This is a genomic window from Bradyrhizobium sp. CIR18 (genome assembly GCF_014198295.1).
Classification (GTDB): domain Bacteria; phylum Pseudomonadota; class Alphaproteobacteria; order Rhizobiales; family Xanthobacteraceae; genus Bradyrhizobium.
Map to the genome: position 1 here is coordinate 1 of NZ_JACIHF010000021.1, position 19470 is coordinate 19470.

Sequence of the window (19470 nt, forward strand, 5' to 3'; positions counted from 1 at the left end):
CACCCGGATCGCGCTTCCCTCCGGCGTAAAATCAAGCGCGCTGGCTGGGACAACGCATTCCTCTTGGCCACCCTCAGCCATATGCGATAGCCCTGGGATCTGCAGGTAGACGCTCCGAAAATTTTCCCGCTTGAGACGCACGGCACATTGGGCGGCGCCAAAATCCGCTAACAGTCGTTCGAAGCTGTGGACCGAGCGGACGTGATTTGGAATGGAAATGCGTCGTTGCGCATTGGCGCGGCGGGGGGAGAACGGCGCGGGGAACCGGGCCTCGGCCGGCGGATGCCCGGCGTATCGTCCAGAAGCTACCCGCCTGGCAAGACGCCCAGGCGATCCCCTCGGTGCCGGCGTTGGAGCCGGCGACAAACCGCCAATCATCGATATCGTTGGGTTCAGGCTGCGCTTTTGCTCGAACTGACGTCCGGGCCAATCGAGGCCCGCTCGCGGCGCAAGTCCCGGGAATGTCGACCGCGCGAAGGCGGTCGCGACGCGCGGTAGGGGACATCGGCCGTGCTTCAGGAAGGTCAGCTCAGGGCCAGCCCACGAATCGCTCCGGATTCCGAGACATACGAAAGCGCGATCTGGAAAGCGCGCAGCGTCGGTGTGGAGAAGCTTGCCAGAAACGTGATCCGCGGTTCGATCACCGTCAACGTGGTCGCGTCGATGGGGGTCTTCCAACCCGCGCTGCTTCCCGCAGAGTGGAGCAATCTGCAACAGGCCGTTGCGCTCGTGATGTGGATCATCCTGATCTACGCCAGTGTCTTCGTGCGTCCACGCGTACGCGTGCAGCCGAATCCCGATCTCATCGCGCTGGTGGCATTCTATTCTCTCGCTGCCATTTCCGTTCTCTGGACCAGTCTCGCCGTTGCGGCGATCATGAAGAGCGCGGCTCTTGTGGTGACGACCTTCGGTGCGTACTGCCTCATTAGCCGTATCGACGTGGACGAGATCGTCGGATCGACGACACTCGGGTTCTTCATTCTGGTCGCCGCCTCGGCCTTGTGTGCCGTCTTCGTGCCCGAGATCGGCGTCGACCAGAGCTGGATGCACAATGGCCAGTGGCAAGGAATCTACGAATCGAAGCAGACGCTCGGTTTCATCAGCGCATATCTGATGTTCTTTGCCTGCTATCAGAAGATGACCGGGCAGGGATGGATCGCTTTTCTCGCGACGTTTCTCCTGGCGTCGACGTGCGTCATCGCCTCGGAATCTCGTGGCGCCGGCGCCGTTGCCGTTGCCGCGTGTGGGCTGCTCGTCACCTCGATGTGGTCGATCCGCTGCATGAGAGTCTATGCGGTGCTGCCATTCATCATGTGCATTCTGGCCGCCCTGCTGTTTCTGTATTTCTATCTGACGGGGTACGATTCCTTTCATCTCGGCGGCGAATCGACCATCGACTTGACCGAGCGGACTTTCATTTGGCAGTACGCCATCAGCCATTTCAACGACGCGCCCCTGCTGGGCTTTGGCATCAACGGATTCTGGACGCGCCCCGCGATTTACGACTATTTCAACCAGAACCATGGCTGGGTGCTCGACAATTATCATAGCGGTTACATCGCGGTGGCGATTGAAACGGGGTTTCTGGGATATTTGCTGTTTGGCGCGAGCGTCTATCTGTTTTCGGAAAAGGTCCTGTACTTGATCGCCACCCGGTCGATCGATCGTTCGCATTGCGCTCTCATCATCGGATTCGTCGTCCTGAGCTTTCAATCGAACTTCACGGAGACGATGTTTCTCCGCTCGACGATGTTCACGTCGGTGCTTCTCGTCGCGTTCTTCTTCGCGGTGTGCAGGCCGGTGCCGCAGCAATCCCTGCTGCCATGATGGAGAAAGCGGCATGAATGCCATCTGCGCCCGCCGGTCGGTGATCTTCCGTCTCACCTTGGCGATCGCCATGCTCGCGATCTGCTCTCAGGCCGACGCAGCCAAGCAGGGCACCGCGCGCGCCCCAGGAGAACTGGGTCGCGGCATCAACATTCTCGGCTACGACGGCATCTGGGAGGGAGGCCGGAACGCGCCATTTCGTCTGGACAACCTCGCCGCCATCAGACGCGCCGGGTTCTCGCACGTTCGGATCAATTTCTTCGGCTTCAAGTTCATGGGCGAAGGGAATCTGCTGGATGAAATCGTCTTGAGACGGCTTGATGCGGTGATCGAAGACGTGCTCGCCCGGAAGCTCATCCCCATTCTGGACGAGCACGATACGGATACTTGCCAGCGCGACGTGTCCGGATGCGCCGAGAAGCTGAAGGCATTCTGGACGCAAATCGCCGGGCGCTATGCCGGAAGATATCCGAAGCTTGTCTTCGAGGTCCTCAATGAGCCCGGCGGGCAGATGACGTCGACCAGCTGGAACGCCCTTCTGAACGAGTGTCTCGGCATCATCCGCACCAGCAACCCCGGACGGACGGTCATTGCTGCCGTTCTCAACGTCGATGACATGCCGGTCGAGGAACTGGCCCTGCCATCAGGTGACAGAAATCTCATCGTGACGTTTCACTATTACGCGCCGATACGTTTCACGCATCAGGGTGCGCCGTGGTCCCCAACGTTCTCGCGGCTCGGGCCACTCGATTGGGGCACTCCGGAGGACGAACGGAAGGCACTCGCCGATTTCGAGAAGGTCAGGTCCTGGTCCGAACGGGAAAAGCGCCCGATCTTTCTCGGCGAGTTCGGTGTGTACGAGGCCGCACCAGCCGAAGCGCGGACGAGATACCTGTCGTTCGTGGCACGAAACGCGGAGCGGCTCGGCTGGGCCTGGGCCTACTGGCAGTTCGACCACGATTTCGCGGCCTTCGACAGCGCGCGTCAAACCTGGAAGCCGGACATCCTGCGGGCGTTGATCCCGGCGGCGCGTTGAAGCGAGAAAGTTCCGCAATCCGAGTTCGGCAAGCCGAATCTGCGAACCTCGCTGCGCAAGGCGGACCTCGAGCGGTCGGATTATTTCCGCCGCCGCTTTGCCCTGAGCCAGGTAGTTACACGACGCAAAACGGGCACGCTCTCGCGTGAAGGCGCCCCACGATCGCGTAAGACCAAGCGATCGACTCGTGCTGCCGCGGCTGCTCGCGAGATCGGCAACAACGACGGCTTGCGCTATGTCATAGAGAGTACTTCGAGCGTCACTGGTGGCCGCATGAGCGTCGCTTTGCCGTGACGATGAAACCTGTGTGTCCACGGATCAAACACTGGGACGCGCGCCTCGACGAATTCGTCGACATCCCGTGTAACCACGATCAGGTCCTGTAAAGCGGCGATGGCCGCGATGAACAAATCCGGTTGTCCGAACGTGTGGCGGCGCTTGCGCCCCTCGGCGACCATCGTTCTCCACCGAACGATCACCTCCTCTGTGATGCCAAGAACTCGCCCCACGAACAATGGCCGAAGCGTGTTATCCAGCCACGATTGAAGATCCGCACGCCTGGCGGGGTCGGTGAGTTGCTCGATGCCGTAGACGATTTCGGCAAATGTGACCTCCGTGACATAGAGGTCGTCGCCGCTTTGGTCGGCAACAAAATTCGCGACGTCAGGATTGGGTTTAGGCCTGCGTAGTTCCGAAACCAGGTTGGTATCGAGCAGCCATCCCCTCAAAGCTCGACATCCCGAACCTTGGACTTGATCGTCAGGCGTTCGAACTCCAGGTCGCGTAACGGAGACCTGGCAAGGGCGACAACGATATCGCGACCGCTTGCGGGCCGCTGAAGGCGGTCAAATTCCTCTGCTGCGACAATAACTGCGGCATCCTTCCCGTGCAGCGTCACGCGCTGTGGTCCGGAGCGATGGGCCTCTCTGACAATCTGGCTCAGGTGCGTTTTCGCATCCTGAAGGCTCCATCGCCTCGATTGAAGGCCCTTCTTCGAAGAGAGACGCTTTGCCGCCATGTGCTTCTTTCTGGTCGGATCAACCAGATTTTAGAGTATCCGAATTCATCGTCAAAGTAAAACGGGCACGCCTTCCTGCGAAGGCGTGCCCGTTGAAACTCTGTTCGTGCGACGTGCGCTCAGTGCACGCTGACGGCTTGCAGCTCGTTGCTCCAGGCGTTCGCGATCGCGGCTTCGCGGCTGTCGGTCAGCATGATCGGCGTGCCGTCGGCAGCGTGGAGCGCGAAGAGTTTTAAGCCCGGCGCGATTTTAGGCGCTTCGGGAAACAGGCCCGGGACGTCCTCGGAGCGGATCTGCTTCACATAGGCGATATGGCCTTCGCCAAGGGTTGCCAGCGTCTCGGGCGAGACGTTCTTGGCTTCGTATTCGAACGCAACGTGACCTTCACTCATGGTCTCGACTCCTCTGGAACACTAAGCGGTCGAGTCCGCTACTCGTTCCATTATTCGTGCTCATTGATAGCGATTGTCTTAACGATCCTCTCCGGTTCAGGCCGGGCCAGATCGATCGACAACAACCCGTTTTTCAGATCCGCACCCAGCACCAGCATCCCCTCCGCCAGCACGAAGGTGCGCTGGAAGTGGCGCGCGGCGATGCCGCGATGGATGTATTGCCGGGACTTGTCGTCCTGCTGCCGCCCGCGGATCACGAGCTGGTTTTCCTCAATGGTTACATCGAGTTGGTCGCGCGTAAATCCGGCGACCGCCAGCGTGATACGCAACCGCTCGGGCTGGCCGTCCGCGCCGCCACACCTCTCGATATTGTAGGGAGGGTAGCCGTCGGCGCCTTTGACGACGCGATCGAGCACGCGCTCAATCTCGTCGAAGCCCAGAAGGAACGGACTGGATAACGTTGGAACACGAGACATAGTTTACAAAGTCCTCGCAGAAGCGACTTTGGTGCATCAGGGCCCGTAGAGGCGCCCCTTGATCAGCAATATGGGCATGTTCCCGTGCTGGTTCAAGCAGGTAGCCGGGGAGCTGTGGATTGGCCATCTCCAGCCGTCATGACTGCGACGAGCCCGGGCATGACGAATTCAGCTGGCGATTTATCTCAACAAAAACAGACCCCCTTCTACTGTGCATGGGGTTGTTTTTGCGTTTTGTGGTTTCCGGCCCCTCGGAACGGATCAGGCCTCCAGCCGCGTCCGGCCGTCGCCGCTGAACAAATGCAGCTTCGTCCGCACCGCCGCCACCCGGATTTTCGCGCCGATGGCGGGGGCCTCGGTTCCGGGAATGCGGACGATGATCTCGCCGGGCGGCAGCTCGCCCGGCGTGGCGGCGACACGCTGCTCTTCCTGCTCGCGCGAGCCGTAGACGAAGGTTTCGGCGCCGACGCGCTCGATCGCTTCCACGGTCAGCGGCAAAGCGACGCCGCCAGCCGGTGTCTGGTCGGTGATGACGAAGTCTTCCGGGCGGATGCCGAGAATGCCGGCGTCAGAGGCACTGCCGCCGAGCTGTGATCTGATCTCCTCGGGGCGCGTCGACATCAAATTCATCGGCGGCGCCCCGATGAAGGAGGCGACGAAGGTGGTCGCCGGCTTCTCGTAGATCGCGAGGGGATTGCCGACCTGCTCGACCTGGCCGCCATTCATCACGACGAGAATGTCGGCGAGTGTCATGGCTTCGAGCTGGTCGTGGGTGACGTAGATCGACGTGGTGTTGAGCCGGCGCTGCAATTTGCGGATTTCGACCCGCATCGCGATGCGCAGTTTCGCATCGAGGTTCGACAGCGGCTCGTCGAATAGAAAAACCTTCGGCTGGCGTACGATGGCGCGGCCCATGGCGACGCGCTGACGCTGGCCACCGGAGAGCTGGCGCGGCTTGCGCTCCAGCATCGGCGTGAGCTCGAGCACGCGCGCGGCTTCCTCGACCCGGGACTTGATCTCGGCCTCCGCCATGCCGCGGTTGCGCAGGCCGTAGGCCATGTTGTTGAAGACGCTCATATGCGGATAGAGCGCGTAGTTCTGGAACACCATCGCGATGTCGCGATCGGCGGGCTCGACCTGGTTGACCACGCGGCCGCCGATGTCGATCTCGCCGCCAGTGACGGTCTCGAGGCCCGCGACCATGCGCAGCAAGGTGGACTTGCCGCAGCCGGAGGGGCCGACCAGCACGCAGAACTGTCCGTCGCCGACATCGACGTTGACGCCCTTGATGGCCTCGAAGCCGCCGAGATAGGTCTTGCGGACGTTGCGCAGGGTGACGTTAGCCATGGATTGCACCGGCGAGTAGCGAGTAGGGAATGGCGAATGGGGATTGGTTGACACGCAAGGCTGTCGCAGCGACCCCATTCGCTACTCGCCATTCACCATTCGCCATCTTCACTTTTCCGTCTCGACCAGGCCGCGCACGAACAATTTCTGCATGGCGACGACGACGAACACCGGCGGCAGCATGGCCAGCATGGCGGTCGCCATCACGATCGGCCATTCGGTCAGCGCGTCGGTGGTGGTGATCATCTTGCGGATGCCGACCTGGATGGTCTGCATGTCGTCGCGGGTGGTGATGAGCAGCGGCCAGAGATATTGATTCCAGCCGAGGATGAACAGGATCACGAACAGCGCCGCCATGTTGGTGCGCGACAGCGGCAGCAGTGTATCCCAGAAGAAGCGCAAGGGGCCGGCGCCATCGATGCGGGAGGCTTCCAGGAGCTCGTCCGGCACCGTCATGAAGAACTGTCGGAACAGCAGCGTCGCGGTGGCCGAGGCGATCAGCGGCAGCGCGAGTCCCGCGTAGCTGTCGAGCATGTGCAGATCGGCGACGATCTTGTAGGTCGGATAGATGCGGACCTCGACCGGCAGCATCAGGGTGATGAAGATGATCCAGAAGATCGGCATCCGGAACGGAAAGCGGAAATACACGATCGCATAGGCCGAGATGATCGAGATCGCGATCTTGCCGACGGCGATCAGCAGCGCCATCACCAGCGAGTTCAGCATCATGTTGCCGACAGGCTCGCGGGTCGAGCCGCTCGTGCCGACGAAGATGGTTTGATAATAGGTCTCGAAGAAATGACCGCCCGGCAGCAGCGACATTTGCCCGTTCGCGATCAGCGCGTTGTCCTGGGTCGAGGCGACGAACGCGATGTAGACCGGGAAGGCGACGATCGCGATCCCGATCCAGAGAATGATGTGCGCGACGTAGCGCCGAAAGCCCTCTTCCTCGACCATCAGTAGGTCACCTTGCGTTCGACGAAGCGGAACTGGATGCCCGTCAGCACGATGACCATGACCATCAGGATCACCGATTGCGCCGCGGAGCTGCCGAGATTGCCGCCGAGCAGGCCGTCGGAATAGACCTTGTAGACCAGCGTCTCGGTCGACTTGCCGGGACCGCCGCGGGTCATGGTGTCGATGATGCCGAACGTGTCGAAGAAGGCGTAGACGATGTTGACGACCAGCAGGAAGAAGATGGTGGGCGACAGCAGCGGGAAGGTCACGGTCCAGAACCGGCGCATCGGGCGCGCACCGTCGATCGCGGCGGCTTCGAGCACGCTTCTTGGGATGCTCTGCAGGCCGGCGAGGAAGAACAGGAAATTGTAGGAGATCTGCTTCCAGGCGGCGGCGAGGATGATCAGCGTTGCCGCCTGGTCACCGTCGAGCAGCGGATTCCAGTCGATCCCGAGCGCGCGCAGGTAGCGCGCGATAACGCCCAGCGAGGGATGCAGCATGAAGATCCAGAGCACGCCGACGACCGGCGGCGCCACCGCATAGGGCCAGATCAAGAGGGTGCGGTAGAGCATCGAGCCGCGCAGGGGCTTGTCCGCCATGACGGCGAGCAGCAGCGCAAAGGACAACGACGAGACCGCGATGGCGAACGAGAAGAAGAAGGTGCGGAGGATCGCCTCGAAATAGGCGGGCTCCCTGAACAGATCGAGATAGTTCTCGAACCAGACGAAGCTCGTCGACAGGCCGAAGGCGTCCTGGAGCAGGAAGGACTGGATCACCGCCTGCAGGGCCGGCCAGTAGAAGAATAGCAGGACGATCGCGAGCTGCGGCGCAACCAGCACGTAAGGCAATAGCTTGGATTGGAAAATGGCTTGCTTTTGCATGGTGTCCGCCGAAAGCGGCAGGCCGGGGGACCGGCCTGCCGCTCATCGCCTCACTTGACGGCGGTCTTTTCGAACTGCCGCAGCATCGTGTTGCCGCGCTCGACGGCGGCATCCAGCGCCTGCTTGGCGGTCTTCTTGCCGGCCAGCGCCTGCTCGATCTCTTCCGACCAGACGTCACGCAGCTGGACCATGTTGCCGAGGCGCAGACCGCGCGAGTTCTCGGTCGGCTCCTTGTTGGTCAGCTCGAGCAGCGGGGTCTCGAGATAGGGCTGGTCCTTGTAGAAGCCCTCGGCCTTGGCCTTCTCATAGGCCGCCTTGGTGATCGGCAGATAGCCCGAGGCCTTGTGGATGTAGACCTGACGATCGGTGTCCGAGAGGAAGGTCAGGAATTTTGCGACACCCTTGTATTCATCGGCCGGCTTGCCGCCCATGACCCAGAGCGAAGCGCCGCCGATGATCGAGTTCTGCGGCGCGCCCTTTGCCTCCGGATAATACGGCATCGGCACAGCGGTGAAGTTGAACTTGGCCTGGGCCTTGACGTTGCCGAAGAAGGCCGACGAGGTCAGGTAGATCGGGCATTCGCCCGAGGTGAAGCGGCCTTCGCCGGTGTTGGTGCGGCCGGCATAGTCGTAGACCTTGGTCTTCTGGAGCTCGACCAGGTTTTCGAGATGCTTGACCTGGAGCGGCCCGTTGAACTCGAGCTTGGTGTCGAAGCCGTCGAGGCCGTTGGCCTTGCTGGCGAGCGGCACGTTGTGCCAGGCGGAGAGCTGCTCGAGATTGACCCAGGTGACCCACGAGCCGGAGAAGCCGCAGGTGTCATGACCGGCAGCCTTCAGCTTCTTGGCGGCTTCGAACGTTTCGGGCCAGGTCTTCGGGATCGCGACATTGGCCTTCTTCAGTTCGTCGAGATTGACCCACATCACGGTCGACGACGAATTGAAGGGGAACGACAGCATCTCGCCCTTCGAGGTCGAATAGTAGCCGGTGATGGCGGGCAGGTAGATCTTGGGATCGAACTTCTCGCCGGCCTCGGCCATCAGCTTGTAGACGGGCTTCACCGCGCCGGTCGCAGCCATCATGGTGGCGGTGCCGACCTCGAACACCTGCATGATGTGCGGCGCGTTGCCGGCACGGAACGCCGCGATGCCCGCGTTCATGGTGTCGGCGTAATTGCCCTTGTAGGTCGGAACGACCTTGAAGTCGCTCTGCGACGCGTTGAAGTCGTTGGCGAGCTTGACGATGACGTCGTTGTTGGCGCCGGTCATCGCGTGCCACCACTGGATTTCCGTCACGGCCAGCGCCGGCGAGGCCGTCATGCCAACCGTGAGTGCAAATGCGGCAGCCGCCCCAAAGTGTCGAAGAGCCATCAAGTAAACCTCCCTTGGCCGTCAAAAGAAGCGCTTGCGCTAGCAGCGCCATATGACGTTCACATGACTGTGTAAGCGGCCGAAACGAAAGCGGCAAGCGCTGGAAAAGGGAAGCCGGCAAATAGGCGAAGACGGCACGGGCGGCCGCATTGGTTCGCGGTGCACCTGCGTGGGTCGCGCCGCAGTGCGGCATTGATGTGAGGCAGGCGATCAGGCTGCGGGCTCGAAAACCTCTCCCGCTTGCGGGAGAGGTCGCGCCGAAGGCGCGGGTGAGGGTTCTATCCTCTAGGGGATTGTCCCGTTGCGGAGGCACCCACCGCAAGCGGGAGAGCCACCTAGCGCTTGCGCTCGGGACCGCAGACGGTGCCCTTCTCGACCATCGCGTCGATCTCGGCCTTGGAGTAGCCGAACTCGCCCAGCACCTCCTGGGAGTGCTGGCTGAATTTCGGCGGCAGCCGGCGCAGGCTCGGCTTGCTGCGGTCGAGCCGGATCGGCGAGGCCACGCCCTTGTACCAATCCTTCTCGAGAATATCGCCGCGCGCGATCGTGTGCGCATTCGTCAGCGCCTGGTCGATCTTCTGCACGGGCCCTGCGGGCAGGCCCGCGGCGAGCAGGCGATTGCACAGCGGCTCGGCCTCGTGCTCGCTGAACACGGCGGCAAGCTCTGCGCGCAGCGCCTCGCGGTTGGCGATGCGGTCCTTGTTGCGGGCAAAGCGCGAATCGGTGCCGAGCTCGGGCTTGCCGATCTCCTTGGCGAGCTTGCGGAAGGTGCCGTCATTGCCGACGCCGATGAAGATGTTGTCGGTCTTGGTCGGGAAGATCGCGTAAGGCACGAGGTTGGGATGCTCGTTGCCGGTGAGGCTCGGCGGCTTGCCATGCATGAAATAATTCGCGGTGTGCGGATGCATGATGGCAAGGCCGGTCTCGTACAGCGTCGTCTCCAGGAATTGGCCCTTGCCGGAACGCTGCCGCTCCGACAGTGCCATCAGGATGCCGATCGCGGCATAAAGTCCGGTGGCGATGTCGACCAAGGGCACGCCGATCCGCATCGGGCCGCTCTCGGGCGAGCCGGTCGCGGCGATCATGCCGGTCATGGCCTGGATGATGGCGTCATAGCCGGGATTGCCGCCCCGCGGGCCGTCGGCGCCGAAGCCGCAGATCCGGCAATGCACGAGGCGCGGAAATTTCTTGCTGAGCACGTCGTTGCCGATGCCCCATTTCTCCAGCGAGCCCGGCTTGAAATTCTCGATCAGGACGTCGGCCGTCTCCAGCATCTTGAGCAGCACGGCACGGCCGCCCTCGGAGGCGAGGTCGAGGCCGATCGAGCGCTTGTTGCGGTTGATGCCGACGAAATAGGCCGCGTCCTCCTCGTGGAAGGGAGGGCCCCATTCACGCACCTCGTCGCCCGCGGGCGGCTCGACCTTGATCACGTCGGCGCCGTGATCGGCGAGGATCTGGGTGCAGTAGGGACCGCCGAGCACGCGCGTGAGATCGATGACGCGCAATCCGCTCATTGCGCCCAATGCGGCTTCAGAACTGGCGGCTTCAGAACTCATGCCTTCGCTTCCCCTGTGTCGATATTTGGTCACAGGCCTAGCGAGGTTCGCACAAGCCAGCAATGGCCTGTTGCGTAGGGGCGTATGCACTGCCGGCCGCATGCCGCGGCGTGGCAAATCAGGATTGGCAGATCAACGGAAGCGGCCGGCCCGAGGGGGATCCCGGGCCAGCCAATCCGCCGTCGCGATCAGACGACCGTCAGGCGAACGTCGACATTGCCGCGCGTGGCATTGGAATACGGGCACACCTGGTGCGCCTTCTCGACCAGCGCCTCGGCTTCCGCGCGGGCGAGGCCCGGCAGCGAGACGGCGAGATCGATGTCGAGACCGAAGCCGCCCTCGGAGCGCGGGCCGATGCCGACGGTCGAGGTGACGGAGGCATCGGCCGGAACCTTCGGCCCGCCCTGCGACGACACGAACTTCATCGCGCCGATGAAGCAGGCGGCATAGCCGGCCGCAAACAGCTGCTCGGGATTGTTGCCGGCGCCGCCGCCGCCGCCGAGCTCCTTCGGCGTGGTGAGCTTGACGTCGAGCGCGCCGTCGAGGGTAGCAGCATGGCCATCACGACCGCCGGTGGCCTTGGCGCTGGTCTTGTAAAGGACGTTCACGGACATTGTCGTCTCCTCGGGTCTTCCGGTTGGGGTGCGCTCTGTATCGCAAACAATTTGATTGTGCGCAATTAAAATTAGCATGGCTCACATTTAATTGTTCGCAATTGAATGTGCCGCCCGCCGGCCCCAGAATGAGAGAAAATCCCGTGAGATTCTCCATGCCCCGGAAGCTATCGACCCTCGATCCGCAACGCCTCGACAATCAGATCTGCTTCGCGGTCTATTCGGCCGCGCACGCCTTCAACCGCGTCTACAAGCCGCTGCTGGATCGGCTCGGCCTGACCTATCCGCAATATCTGGTGATGCTGGTGCTGTGGGAGCGCGACGACGTGCCGGTCAAGGACATCGGCGAGCGGCTGTTCCTGGATTCGGGCACGCTGACGCCGCTGCTCAAGCGGCTCGAGGCCGCCCATCTCGTCAAGCGCACCCGCTCGAGCGAAGACGAGCGTCAGGTCCTGATCGCGCTGACGGCGCAGGGCCATGCGCTGAAGGAAAAAGCCCGCAGCGTGCCGCAGTCGATCCTGGCGGCGTCGGACTGCTCGGTGTCGGAACTGGTCACGATGAAGGACGAGATCGTCGCGCTACGGGACCGGCTGAATGCGGTGATCGGGGAGTAGCGGGGTTCGGCGATCAGAAATGCTTCTTTGCGAAAGCGCGTCCTGAGCCAGATTTCAGATATCGCTCGAACGCAACAGCGCGTGCAGCGTCGTCGAAGGCGAAATAGGTCCTAATTCGCCAAGGCCCAAATTTGGAGGTGTGCGGTACTTCGCCTGCGTTGTGCTTCGCCAAGCGTGCCCGCAAATCATCCGTGATGCCGACATAGAAGTGCTCGGAATCGAGAGTTTCGAGGATATAGACGTATTTCATTCTGCTTCCTCCCCGGAGGGTAGGATAGCAGCTTCAAGGCACGTTTAGCGTGTTGCTTCGATGCAGCGTGGATATCAGCTTGAGCCCGCCGACGCCCTTCGGGCTATGGCGGGGCAGCCTTCGCTCACTTCGCTACGAGAGACTTCCCCAGGCTTGCCTAGCCGAAGCTCGCGAAGCGAGCGAAGGCTGGTGGAGCCAGGCGGGATCGAACCGCCGACCTCTTGCATGCCATGCAAGCGCTCTCCCAGCTGAGCTATGGCCCCTTTAGTCCTTTGCGGGGATCCTGGTGGATCACCCGCACCGGCGAGTCCTGGTGACTCGCGCGGTGCACCCTTTTTCACAGATCAGGGCTGATCTCAAGTCTCTTCATCACCTCCGACATCACCAATGATGTCGGTCACGTCCTCATCGCCCTCTTCTTCGTCGGCAATGAAGGTCGAATCATCGTCATCGTCGTCATCGAGGGTCTCATCGACCTCGATATCGTCCTCGGATTCGGGCACGGCGGCCTTGACCTTGCCGGTGTTCTCCTCGGCGTCGGCCTCCTCGAGCGAGACCTCCTCGACTTCTGCCGGCTCTGGCGTGGCGTCCGCCGTCGCTGCGTGCCGGGCTTCGGCGCCGCGGGGCATGCGCGCGGGCGCGACCGGGGCGATCGGCACGACTTCGCCGGTATAGGGCGAGATCACCGGATTCTTGTTGAGGTCATAGAACTTCTTGCCCGTGGTTGGGCAAATACGTTTGGTTCCGAGTTCGGACTTGGCCACGGCAGGAATCCTGGGAATGTCTGAAAAGCGGTGTTTCACTTGGCTAGTTGGCGGCCCGCTGTCAATAGCGCATTACGGGAGAACGACATGCCCGTGACGGGGCGCTGACCATGTGGTACCTGCGCCCAGCCCCTTGAGGGCGCATCCAAGGACACAATCGTGACCCATTCCGACCAAACGAGGCCGCTCCAGGCTCGCGCCAGCGGGCCCCTGACCGGGAAAGTACGGGTGCCGGGGGACAAATCGATCTCCCACCGTGCCCTCATCCTCGGTGCGCTCGCGGTCGGCGAGACCAGGATTTCGGGCCTGCTGGAGGGCGAGGACGTCCTCAACACCGCCAAATCGATGCAGGCGCTGGGCGCCACCGTGGAGCGGACCGGCGATTTTGCCTGGAAGGTGCAGGGCGTCGGCGTCGCGGGCTTCGCCCAGCCCAAGGCTCCACTGGATTTCGGGAACTCAGGCACCGGCTGCCGGCTGGTGATGGGCGCCGTCGCCGGCTGCCCGATCTCGGCTGTTTTCGACGGCGACGCCTCGCTGCGCAGCCGCCCGATGCGCCGGATCCTCGATCCCCTGGAAAAGATGGGCGCCAAGGTTATCTCCGGCAGTGAAGGCGGCCGTCTGCCCCTGACCCTCCAGGGCGCGCGCGATCCACTGCCGATCACCTACAAGACCCCCGTCGCCTCGGCCCAGATCAAATCCGCCGTGCTGCTGGCGGGCCTCGCCGCACCCGGCACCACGACGGTCATCGAGACCGAGGCCAGCCGCGACCACACCGAATTGATGCTGAAGCATTTTGGTGCCGACATCGCCTCGGCACAGGAGGGCGTGCACGGCCGCCGGATCACGCTCAAAGGCCAGCCCGAGCTGCACGGCGCCAATGTGGTGGTGCCGGCTGATCCCTCCTCGGCGGCTTTCCCGGTGGTCGCAGCGCTGATCGTCGAGGGCTCCGACGTCGTCCTGTCCGACGTCATGACCAATCCGCTGCGCACCGGCCTGTTCACCACACTGCGCGAAATGGGCGCCTCGATCGAGGAGAGCGAAGTTCGCGGGGACGCCGGCGAGCCGATGGCGAAGCTGCGCGTGCGCGCCTCGAAGCTGCGCGGCGTCGTGGTGCCGCCGGAGCGCGCGCCCTCGATGATCGATGAATATCTCGTGCTGGCGGTGGCAGCCGCCTTCGCCGAGGGCACGACGATCATGCGCGGCCTGCAGGAGCTGCGCGTCAAGGAATCGGATCGCCTTGAGGCCACGGCCGCCATGCTCCGCGTCAACGGCGTGAAGGTCGAGGTCTCCGGCGACGATCTGATCGTCGAAGGCCGCGGTCACGTTCCCGGTGGCGGCACTGTCGCGACCCACATGGACCATCGCATCGCGATGTCCGCATTGGTGATGGGCTGCGCCTCCGATCAGCCGGTGACTGTCGACGACACCGCCTTCATCGCTACCAGTTTCCCGGACTTCATTCCGATGATGCGTTCGCTAGGGGCCGAGTTTTCATGATCATCGCCATCGACGGACCCGCGGCCTCGGGCAAGGGGACGCTCGGCAAGCGTCTCGCCCACCATTACGGCTACCGTCATCTCGATACCGGCGTGATCTATCGCGCGGTGGCCTATGCCCTGATGCAGTCCGGTCACGATCTCCGGGACGAGGCGGCTGCGGTCGCCGCGGCGCTGGAACTCGATCCCGAGAAGTTCGGCAATCCGGCCCTGAAGACCCAGAAGGCCGGAGAGGGCGCCTCCATCGTCTCGGCGATCCCGAGGGTTCGCGAGGTCCTGGTCAATTTTCAGCGGCAATTCGCCGCCGATCCACCTGGAGCGGTGCTGGACGGCCGGGACATTGGAACCGTGATCTGCCCGCATGCCGACGTGAAGATTTTCGTCGTCGCCGACCCAAAAGTCCGCGCGCGCCGGCGGACCATGGAGGCCAAGGCGAGGGGCGAGGAGGCCGACGAGGCCGCCGTGCTGGCCGACATCATCCAGCGCGACGAACGCGACAAGAACCGGCCGATTGCCCCCCTGAAACCGGCCGCGGATGCTTACTTGCTAGATAACTCCCAACTGGATATAGAAGGCGGCGTCCGGGCCGCCATCGACATTATCGAGGCCGTCCGAGCGGGCCGGTCGCGGGGTTAAGCCGCCGCCGTCATTGGAGGAAGTGCCCGCTCCCGCTCTTTGAGGTCGATACCTCGGTCCCCTGTTTGGGGCCGACGCGATCCAGGCTCCGGACACAAGATTTCCACGTATCGAACGCGCGGGCCTCAGCCGGCCCGCTTCCGCTGTTCCGCCTCTTAGGCCGGAGCAGCGAGCGGTCGCTCGAAGGTCTTGCGGACCTTCCGACACTGCGCGTGCGATGCGCCCATGAACCCAACGGCCGGCACGACATCCGCAACTGGAGAACAAATGGCTTCGACTTCTGCTGATACCTATAGCCCGTCGCGCGACGATTTCGCCGCGATGCTCGACGAGTCCTTCGCAGGTGGCAACCTGCAGGAGAGCTCCGTCGTCAAGGGCAAGGTTGTTGCAATTGAAAAGGACATGGCCGTCATCGACGTCGGCCTGAAGACCGAGGGCCGCGTCGCCCTGCGCGAATTTTCCGGCCCCGGCCGTGACAGCGAACTGAAGGTCGGCGACGAGGTTGAAGTGTTCCTCGATCGCATCGAGAACGCGCTCGGCGAAGCCGTGCTGTCGCGCGACAAGGCCCGCCGCGAAGAGAGCTGGGGCAAGCTCGAGAAGGCGTTCCAGAACAACGAGAAGGTCAACGGCGTCATCTTCAACCAGGTCAAGGGTGGCTTCACCGTCGATCTCGACGGTGCCGTGGCCTTCCTGCCGCGCTCGCAGGTCGACATCCGTCCGATCCGCGACGTTGCGCCGCTGATGAACAACTCGCAGCCGTTCCAGATCCTCAAGATGGATCGCCGCCGCGGCAACATCGTCGTGTCTCGCCGCACGGTTCTCGAAGAGACCCGCGCCGAGCAGCGTCAGGAGCTGGTGCAGAACCTCGAAGAGGGTCAGGTCATCGACGGCGTGGTCAAGAACATCACCGATTACGGTGCGTTCGTTGATCTCGGCGGCATCGACGGCCTGCTGCACGTCACCGACATCGCGTGGCGCCGCGTCAACCACCCGACCGAGGTGCTCTCGATCGGCCAGACCGTGAAGGTCAAGATCATCAAGATCAACCACGAGACGCACCGCATCTCGCTGGGCATGAAGCAGCTGCTGGACGATCCGTGGCAGGGCATCGAAGCCAAGTACCCGCTGGGTGCCCGCTTCACCGGCCGCGTCACCAACATCACCGACTACGGTGCGTTCGTCGAGCTCGAGCCGGGCATCGAAGGCCTGATCCACGTCTCGGAGATGTCGTGGACCAAGAAGAACATGCACCCCGGCAAGATCGTTTCGACCTCGCAGGAAGTCGAAGTGCAGGTGCTGGAAGTCGATTCCGTCAAGCGCCGCATCTCGCTCGGCCTCAAGCAGACCATGCGCAACCCCTGGGAGGTCTTCGTCGAAGGTCACCCGACCGGTTCGACCGTCGAGGGCGAGGTCAAGAACAAGACCGAGTTCGGTCTGTTCCTGGGTCTCGAGGGCGACGTCGACGGCATGGTCCATCTCTCCGACCTCGACTGGAAGCTTCCGGGCGAGCAGGTGATCGACAACTACAAGAAGGGCGACATGGTGAAGGCCGTGGTGCTCGATGTGGACGTCGAGAAGGAGCGCATCTCGCTCGGCATCAAGCAGCTCGAAGGCGACCCCTTCGCCGAGCCGGGTGATGTCAAGAAGGGCGCGGTCGTGACCTGCGAAGTGCTCGAAGTGAAGGAAAGCGGCATCGAGGTGAAGATCACCGGTACCGACTTCTCGACCTTCATCAAGCGCTCCGAGCTCGCCCGTGACCGCAACGACCAGCGCGCCGAACGCTTTGCCGTCGGTGAGAAGGTCGATGCCCGCGTGATCCAGTTCGACAAGAAGGCCCGCAAGGTCCAGGTGTCGATCAAGGCGCTCGAGGTCGCCGAAGAAAAGGAAGCCATCGCGCAGTACGGCTCCTCCGATTCGGGAGCAACGCTCGGCGACATCCTCGGCACCGCGCTCAAGAACCGCGACAGCAAGTAAGCGAGACGTTCGTTTCGCTGTATCAAAGCCCCGGCGTGAGCCGGGGCTTTTTTGTTTGCTGTCTCCACAAGCTCCGCTGTCGTCCCGGACAAGTCTCAGCGCAGACCACCGGAGTTTGGCGAAGACCCGGAGTGCGAGCTTTGCACGACAACTTCTCCCTGTGGTTATGGGTCCCTGCATTCGCAGGGACGACAGCGAGGGTGTGGCGGGGTACCGGGCCCCACCGCGCTCACAGCCTTGTTTTCTTCAAATTGCGCCGCAATTGATGTATCCAGATAGGGCGTTGGTCACGCTGTGAGGGCACAACGCGTTCGGCCTTTCATTTGGAGATATCTAGATGTCGCTCGATTCGGACATCATCGTCGATCGCCGCAGGATCCGCCGCAAGCTAACGTTCTGGCGCGTGGTGGCTGCGCTGATCGCGATTGCGGCGATTGCGGGCTTTGCGCTGGTCGTGACACCGGGTACGCGGGGCACGTTCGCATCCGCCGGCTCGATCGCGCGGGTCCAGATCGAGGGCCTGATCCGTAGCGATTCCGATCGTACGCAGGCGCTGGAGCGGCTGGAGAATTCGCAGGCCGCCGCCGTCATCATTCACATCAACTCGCCGGGTGGCACCACGGCCGGGTCCGAGCAGCTTTACGATTCGCTTGTCCGGCTGAAGGCGAAAAAGCCGCTCGTCGTGGTGGTTGAGGGCCTGGCTGCCTCCGGGGGCTACATCACGGCGATTGCGAGCGACCACATCATCGCGCAGCAGAGCTCGCTGGTCGGGTCGATCGGTGTGCTGTTCCAATATCCCAACGTCAGCGAACTGCTGAAGACCATCGGCGTCAAGGTCGAGGAGGTGAAGTCGTCGCCGCTGAAGGCCGCGCCCAACGGTTTTGAGCCGACCAGCCCCGAAGCACGGGCCGCGCTCGATGCGCTGGTGAGGGATTCCTATGCCTGGTTCAGGGGATTGGTGAAGGAACGGCGTGGCATGGATGACACGCAGCTCGAGAAAGTGGCCGACGGCCGCGTCTTCACCGGACGCCAGGCGATCGACCTCAAGCTGATCGATCAGATCGGCGACGAGAAGACGGCGGTGACCTGGCTGGTCGAGCAGAAGGGCGTCAAGAAGGGGCTCTCCGTGCGCGACTACAAGCTCCAGCCGCGCTTCGGCGATCTGCCATTCCTCAAGACGGCGGCCGCCGTTACGCTGGAAGCGCTCGGTTTGGGCTCGATTGCGCATCAAATCGGGCAAACCGGCGTCGCGCAGGCGGTCGATCGGTTCGGAATGGATGGAATGCTGGCCCTGTGGCAACCGGCCGCCTCAAATTGAGGGGGTCGGGCGAGCGCCTGAGGGTTTTCCCGTCTGACGGGCGTCGGGCCAGCCCGCTTTTTCGGCATTTGTCACGCATTTTCACGACGCTCAACCTTGATTTAGCGTCTTGACAGATCAAGGTATTTTCACGGAAATGGTCATCCGCACGCTTCCGGGTCCTATCTCTCGATGATCAAATCCGAACTTGTTCAGCGTATCGCCGAGCACAACCCGCATCTGTACCAGCGGGATGTCGAGAACATTGTGAATGCGATTCTCGAAGAGATCGTAGCGGCCCTCGCGCGCGGTGACCGCGTCGAGTTGCGCGGCTTCGGTGCCTTCTCGGTCAAGCACCGCCCCGCACGCGCCGGGCGCAATCCACGCACCGGCGCGCATGTGCCCGTCGATCAGAAGAGCGTTCCGTTCTTCAAGACCGGCAAGGAAATGCGCGAACGGCTGAACCGCGACCATCCGGATCCCGGCGCGCCCGACTAAGGCTGTCGTCGTCGGGGTTTAACCTGATAGCCGCATGATGCGGCCGCAAGCTTGATTCAAGACGAGCGATCGCGATGCGAAAGTTCCTGACCGCGCTGATCGTGATCCCGCTGGGCCTGATCCTGGTGGCCTTCGCCGTTGCCAACCGGCACTTCGTCACGGTCTCGTTCGATCCGTTCATTGCGAACGACCCGTCATTGTCGGTCACGCTGCCGCTGTTCCTGCTCCTGATCCTGGTCGCCGCCCTCGGCGTCTTCGCCGGCGGCTCCGCCGTCTGGCTCGGCCAGCGGCACTGGCGCCGCGCGGCGCGCCGGCACGAGGGGGATTCGCGGGCGGCCAAGGCCGAACTGGCCGATTTGCGGGCCCAGGCGGCCGCGGCAAGGCCCGGCTCGCAGCGCCTGCCCGTTCCCTCCGGGGTCGGGCTTTACGGGCCCATCGGGCGAGACAAGCAGCGCGCGACGTTGTAGAAG

At 62.9% G+C, this 19470-nt stretch carries 21 protein-coding genes and 1 tRNA gene; 9 read left to right on the forward strand and 13 right to left on the reverse strand.

The genetic code is table 11. The annotated features are described in order from the left end of the window. The first annotated feature begins 510 nt into the window (after window positions 1-510). Both GGD65_RS36285 and GGD65_RS36290 read left to right on the forward strand, forming a co-directional pair. A complete protein-coding gene (locus GGD65_RS36285; protein WP_312017767.1) occupies window positions 511-1827 on the forward strand; it encodes an O-antigen ligase family protein in 1317 nt (438 codons plus the stop codon). A 13-nt stretch (window positions 1828-1840) separates the two neighbouring features. Then, complete coding sequence (locus GGD65_RS36290) at window positions 1841-2863, forward strand: glycoside hydrolase family 5 protein (RefSeq protein ID WP_183238318.1); 1023 nt, start codon at window positions 1841-1843, stop codon at window positions 2861-2863. Between the two features lie 233 nt (window positions 2864-3096). Here GGD65_RS36290 and GGD65_RS36295 read toward each other — a convergent pair whose 3' ends face one another. From GGD65_RS36295 to GGD65_RS36340, 10 genes are all read right to left on the reverse strand, one after another. Next, the gene (locus GGD65_RS36295) at window positions 3097-3591 is read right to left on the reverse strand and encodes a type II toxin-antitoxin system VapC family toxin (RefSeq protein ID WP_183238319.1); all 495 of its coding nucleotides are present in this window, start codon (window positions 3589-3591) and stop codon (window positions 3097-3099) included. Next, the gene (locus GGD65_RS36300; RefSeq protein ID WP_018323443.1) at window positions 3588-3881 is read right to left on the reverse strand and encodes a type II toxin-antitoxin system Phd/YefM family antitoxin; all 294 of its coding nucleotides are present in this window, start codon (window positions 3879-3881) and stop codon (window positions 3588-3590) included. The genes GGD65_RS36295 and GGD65_RS36300 overlap by 4 nt, the downstream gene beginning before the upstream one ends. Window positions 3882-4000: 119 nt before the next feature. After that, window positions 4001-4273 (reverse strand): DUF1150 domain-containing protein, encoded by a 273-nt coding sequence (locus GGD65_RS36305; RefSeq protein ID WP_007598581.1) that lies wholly within the window; start codon window positions 4271-4273, stop codon window positions 4001-4003. A 50-nt stretch (window positions 4274-4323) separates the two neighbouring features. Beyond that, window positions 4324-4749 (reverse strand): Hsp20 family protein, encoded by a 426-nt coding sequence (locus GGD65_RS36310; RefSeq protein WP_018323442.1) that lies wholly within the window; start codon window positions 4747-4749, stop codon window positions 4324-4326. A 261-nt stretch (window positions 4750-5010) separates the two neighbouring features. Further along, complete coding sequence (locus GGD65_RS36315) at window positions 5011-6096, reverse strand: sn-glycerol-3-phosphate import ATP-binding protein UgpC (RefSeq protein ID WP_183238320.1); 1086 nt, start codon at window positions 6094-6096, stop codon at window positions 5011-5013. A 108-nt stretch (window positions 6097-6204) separates the two neighbouring features. Continuing rightward, window positions 6205-7053, reverse strand: a complete 849-nt coding sequence (ugpE, locus tag GGD65_RS36320) for a sn-glycerol-3-phosphate ABC transporter permease UgpE (protein WP_092251420.1) — start codon at window positions 7051-7053, stop codon at window positions 6205-6207. Beyond that, window positions 7053-7934, reverse strand: coding sequence for a sn-glycerol-3-phosphate ABC transporter permease UgpA (gene ugpA, locus GGD65_RS36325; RefSeq protein WP_018323439.1), 882 nt, complete (start codon window positions 7932-7934; stop codon window positions 7053-7055). The genes ugpE and ugpA overlap by 1 nt, the downstream gene beginning before the upstream one ends. Window positions 7935-7984: 50 nt before the next feature. Beyond that, on the reverse strand, window positions 7985-9301 hold the full coding sequence (gene ugpB / locus GGD65_RS36330) for a sn-glycerol-3-phosphate ABC transporter substrate-binding protein UgpB (RefSeq protein WP_018323438.1): 1317 nt from the start codon (window positions 9299-9301) through the stop codon (window positions 7985-7987). A gap of 335 nt (window positions 9302-9636) precedes the next feature. Then, window positions 9637-10857 (reverse strand): CaiB/BaiF CoA-transferase family protein, encoded by a 1221-nt coding sequence (locus tag GGD65_RS36335; protein ID WP_246783530.1) that lies wholly within the window; start codon window positions 10855-10857, stop codon window positions 9637-9639. A 188-nt stretch (window positions 10858-11045) separates the two neighbouring features. After that, window positions 11046-11471 carry an organic hydroperoxide resistance protein gene (locus GGD65_RS36340; RefSeq protein WP_018323436.1) on the reverse strand — a complete coding sequence of 142 codons (426 nt, stop codon included), beginning with the start codon at window positions 11469-11471 and terminating at the stop codon, window positions 11046-11048. A gap of 155 nt (window positions 11472-11626) precedes the next feature. Between GGD65_RS36340 and GGD65_RS36345 the strand changes: the two genes are divergently transcribed. Further along, window positions 11627-12085, forward strand: coding sequence for a MarR family winged helix-turn-helix transcriptional regulator (locus GGD65_RS36345; RefSeq protein ID WP_026202929.1), 459 nt, complete (start codon window positions 11627-11629; stop codon window positions 12083-12085). A gap of 13 nt (window positions 12086-12098) precedes the next feature. On the opposite strand, the gene GGD65_RS36350 is transcribed toward GGD65_RS36345, so the two are convergent. The 3 genes from GGD65_RS36350 to GGD65_RS36360 all read right to left on the reverse strand — a co-directional run bounded on the left by GGD65_RS36350 (window position 12099) and on the right by GGD65_RS36360 (window position 13099). Further along, window positions 12099-12335 carry a GIY-YIG nuclease family protein gene (locus GGD65_RS36350; protein ID WP_183238321.1) on the reverse strand — a complete coding sequence of 79 codons (237 nt, stop codon included), beginning with the start codon at window positions 12333-12335 and terminating at the stop codon, window positions 12099-12101. A gap of 187 nt (window positions 12336-12522) precedes the next feature. Then, window positions 12523-12598: transfer RNA gene (locus GGD65_RS36355), tRNA-Ala, on the reverse strand. Window positions 12599-12691: 93 nt separating this feature from the next. After that, window positions 12692-13099, reverse strand: a complete 408-nt coding sequence (locus GGD65_RS36360; protein WP_018323433.1) for a TIGR02300 family protein — start codon at window positions 13097-13099, stop codon at window positions 12692-12694. Between the two features lie 159 nt (window positions 13100-13258). Between GGD65_RS36360 and aroA the strand changes: the two genes are divergently transcribed. The 6 genes from aroA to GGD65_RS36390 all read left to right on the forward strand — a co-directional run bounded on the left by aroA (window position 13259) and on the right by GGD65_RS36390 (window position 19467). Then, the gene (gene aroA, locus GGD65_RS36365) at window positions 13259-14596 is read left to right on the forward strand and encodes a 3-phosphoshikimate 1-carboxyvinyltransferase (protein ID WP_183238322.1); all 1338 of its coding nucleotides are present in this window, start codon (window positions 13259-13261) and stop codon (window positions 14594-14596) included. Next, a complete protein-coding gene (cmk, locus tag GGD65_RS36370) occupies window positions 14593-15231 on the forward strand; it encodes a (d)CMP kinase (protein WP_018323431.1) in 639 nt (212 codons plus the stop codon). Before aroA ends, cmk begins: the two co-directional genes overlap by 4 nt. 267 nt (window positions 15232-15498) lie before the next feature. Further along, the gene (gene rpsA / locus GGD65_RS36375) at window positions 15499-17205 is read left to right on the forward strand and encodes a 30S ribosomal protein S1 (RefSeq protein ID WP_028139473.1); all 1707 of its coding nucleotides are present in this window, start codon (window positions 15499-15501) and stop codon (window positions 17203-17205) included. Window positions 17206-17542: 337 nt separating this feature from the next. After that, window positions 17543-18523 (forward strand): signal peptide peptidase SppA, encoded by a 981-nt coding sequence (sppA, locus tag GGD65_RS36380; RefSeq protein ID WP_179732576.1) that lies wholly within the window; start codon window positions 17543-17545, stop codon window positions 18521-18523. Between the two features lie 171 nt (window positions 18524-18694). Then, window positions 18695-19000 carry an integration host factor subunit beta gene (locus GGD65_RS36385; protein ID WP_007598410.1) on the forward strand — a complete coding sequence of 102 codons (306 nt, stop codon included), beginning with the start codon at window positions 18695-18697 and terminating at the stop codon, window positions 18998-19000. A 74-nt stretch (window positions 19001-19074) separates the two neighbouring features. Continuing rightward, window positions 19075-19467 (forward strand): DUF1049 domain-containing protein, encoded by a 393-nt coding sequence (locus tag GGD65_RS36390; RefSeq protein ID WP_018323428.1) that lies wholly within the window; start codon window positions 19075-19077, stop codon window positions 19465-19467. The last annotated feature ends 3 nt before the right edge of the window (window positions 19468-19470 follow it).

Excerpts from the sequence above, each read along its gene's own strand:
- GGD65_RS36290 (WP_183238318.1), top strand. The coding sequence starts at position 1,841 with ATGAATGCCATCTGCGCCCGCCGGTCGGTGATCTTCCGTCTCACCTTG.
- GGD65_RS36300 (WP_018323443.1), bottom strand. The coding sequence starts at position 3,881 with ATGGCGGCAAAGCGTCTCTCTTCGAAGAAGGGCCTTCAATCGAGGCGA.
- GGD65_RS36305 (WP_007598581.1), bottom strand. The coding sequence starts at position 4,273 with ATGAGTGAAGGTCACGTTGCGTTCGAATACGAAGCCAAGAACGTCTCG.
- GGD65_RS36310 (WP_018323442.1), bottom strand. The coding sequence starts at position 4,749 with ATGTCTCGTGTTCCAACGTTATCCAGTCCGTTCCTTCTGGGCTTCGAC.
- GGD65_RS36315 (WP_183238320.1), bottom strand. The coding sequence starts at position 6,096 with ATGGCTAACGTCACCCTGCGCAACGTCCGCAAGACCTATCTCGGCGGC.
- ugpE (WP_092251420.1), bottom strand. The coding sequence starts at position 7,053 with ATGGTCGAGGAAGAGGGCTTTCGGCGCTACGTCGCGCACATCATTCTC.
- ugpA (WP_018323439.1), bottom strand. The coding sequence starts at position 7,934 with ATGCAAAAGCAAGCCATTTTCCAATCCAAGCTATTGCCTTACGTGCTG.
- ugpB (WP_018323438.1), bottom strand. The coding sequence starts at position 9,301 with ATGGCTCTTCGACACTTTGGGGCGGCTGCCGCATTTGCACTCACGGTT.
- GGD65_RS36335 (WP_246783530.1), bottom strand. The coding sequence starts at position 10,857 with ATGAGTTCTGAAGCCGCCAGTTCTGAAGCCGCATTGGGCGCAATGAGC.
- GGD65_RS36340 (WP_018323436.1), bottom strand. The coding sequence starts at position 11,471 with ATGTCCGTGAACGTCCTTTACAAGACCAGCGCCAAGGCCACCGGCGGT.
- GGD65_RS36345 (WP_026202929.1), top strand. The coding sequence starts at position 11,627 with ATGCCCCGGAAGCTATCGACCCTCGATCCGCAACGCCTCGACAATCAG.
- GGD65_RS36350 (WP_183238321.1), bottom strand. The coding sequence starts at position 12,335 with ATGAAATACGTCTATATCCTCGAAACTCTCGATTCCGAGCACTTCTAT.
- cmk (WP_018323431.1), top strand. The coding sequence starts at position 14,593 with ATGATCATCGCCATCGACGGACCCGCGGCCTCGGGCAAGGGGACGCTC.
- rpsA (WP_028139473.1), top strand. The coding sequence starts at position 15,499 with ATGGCTTCGACTTCTGCTGATACCTATAGCCCGTCGCGCGACGATTTC.
- sppA (WP_179732576.1), top strand. The coding sequence starts at position 17,543 with ATGTCGCTCGATTCGGACATCATCGTCGATCGCCGCAGGATCCGCCGC.
- GGD65_RS36385 (WP_007598410.1), top strand. The coding sequence starts at position 18,695 with ATGATCAAATCCGAACTTGTTCAGCGTATCGCCGAGCACAACCCGCAT.
- GGD65_RS36390 (WP_018323428.1), top strand. The coding sequence starts at position 19,075 with ATGCGAAAGTTCCTGACCGCGCTGATCGTGATCCCGCTGGGCCTGATC.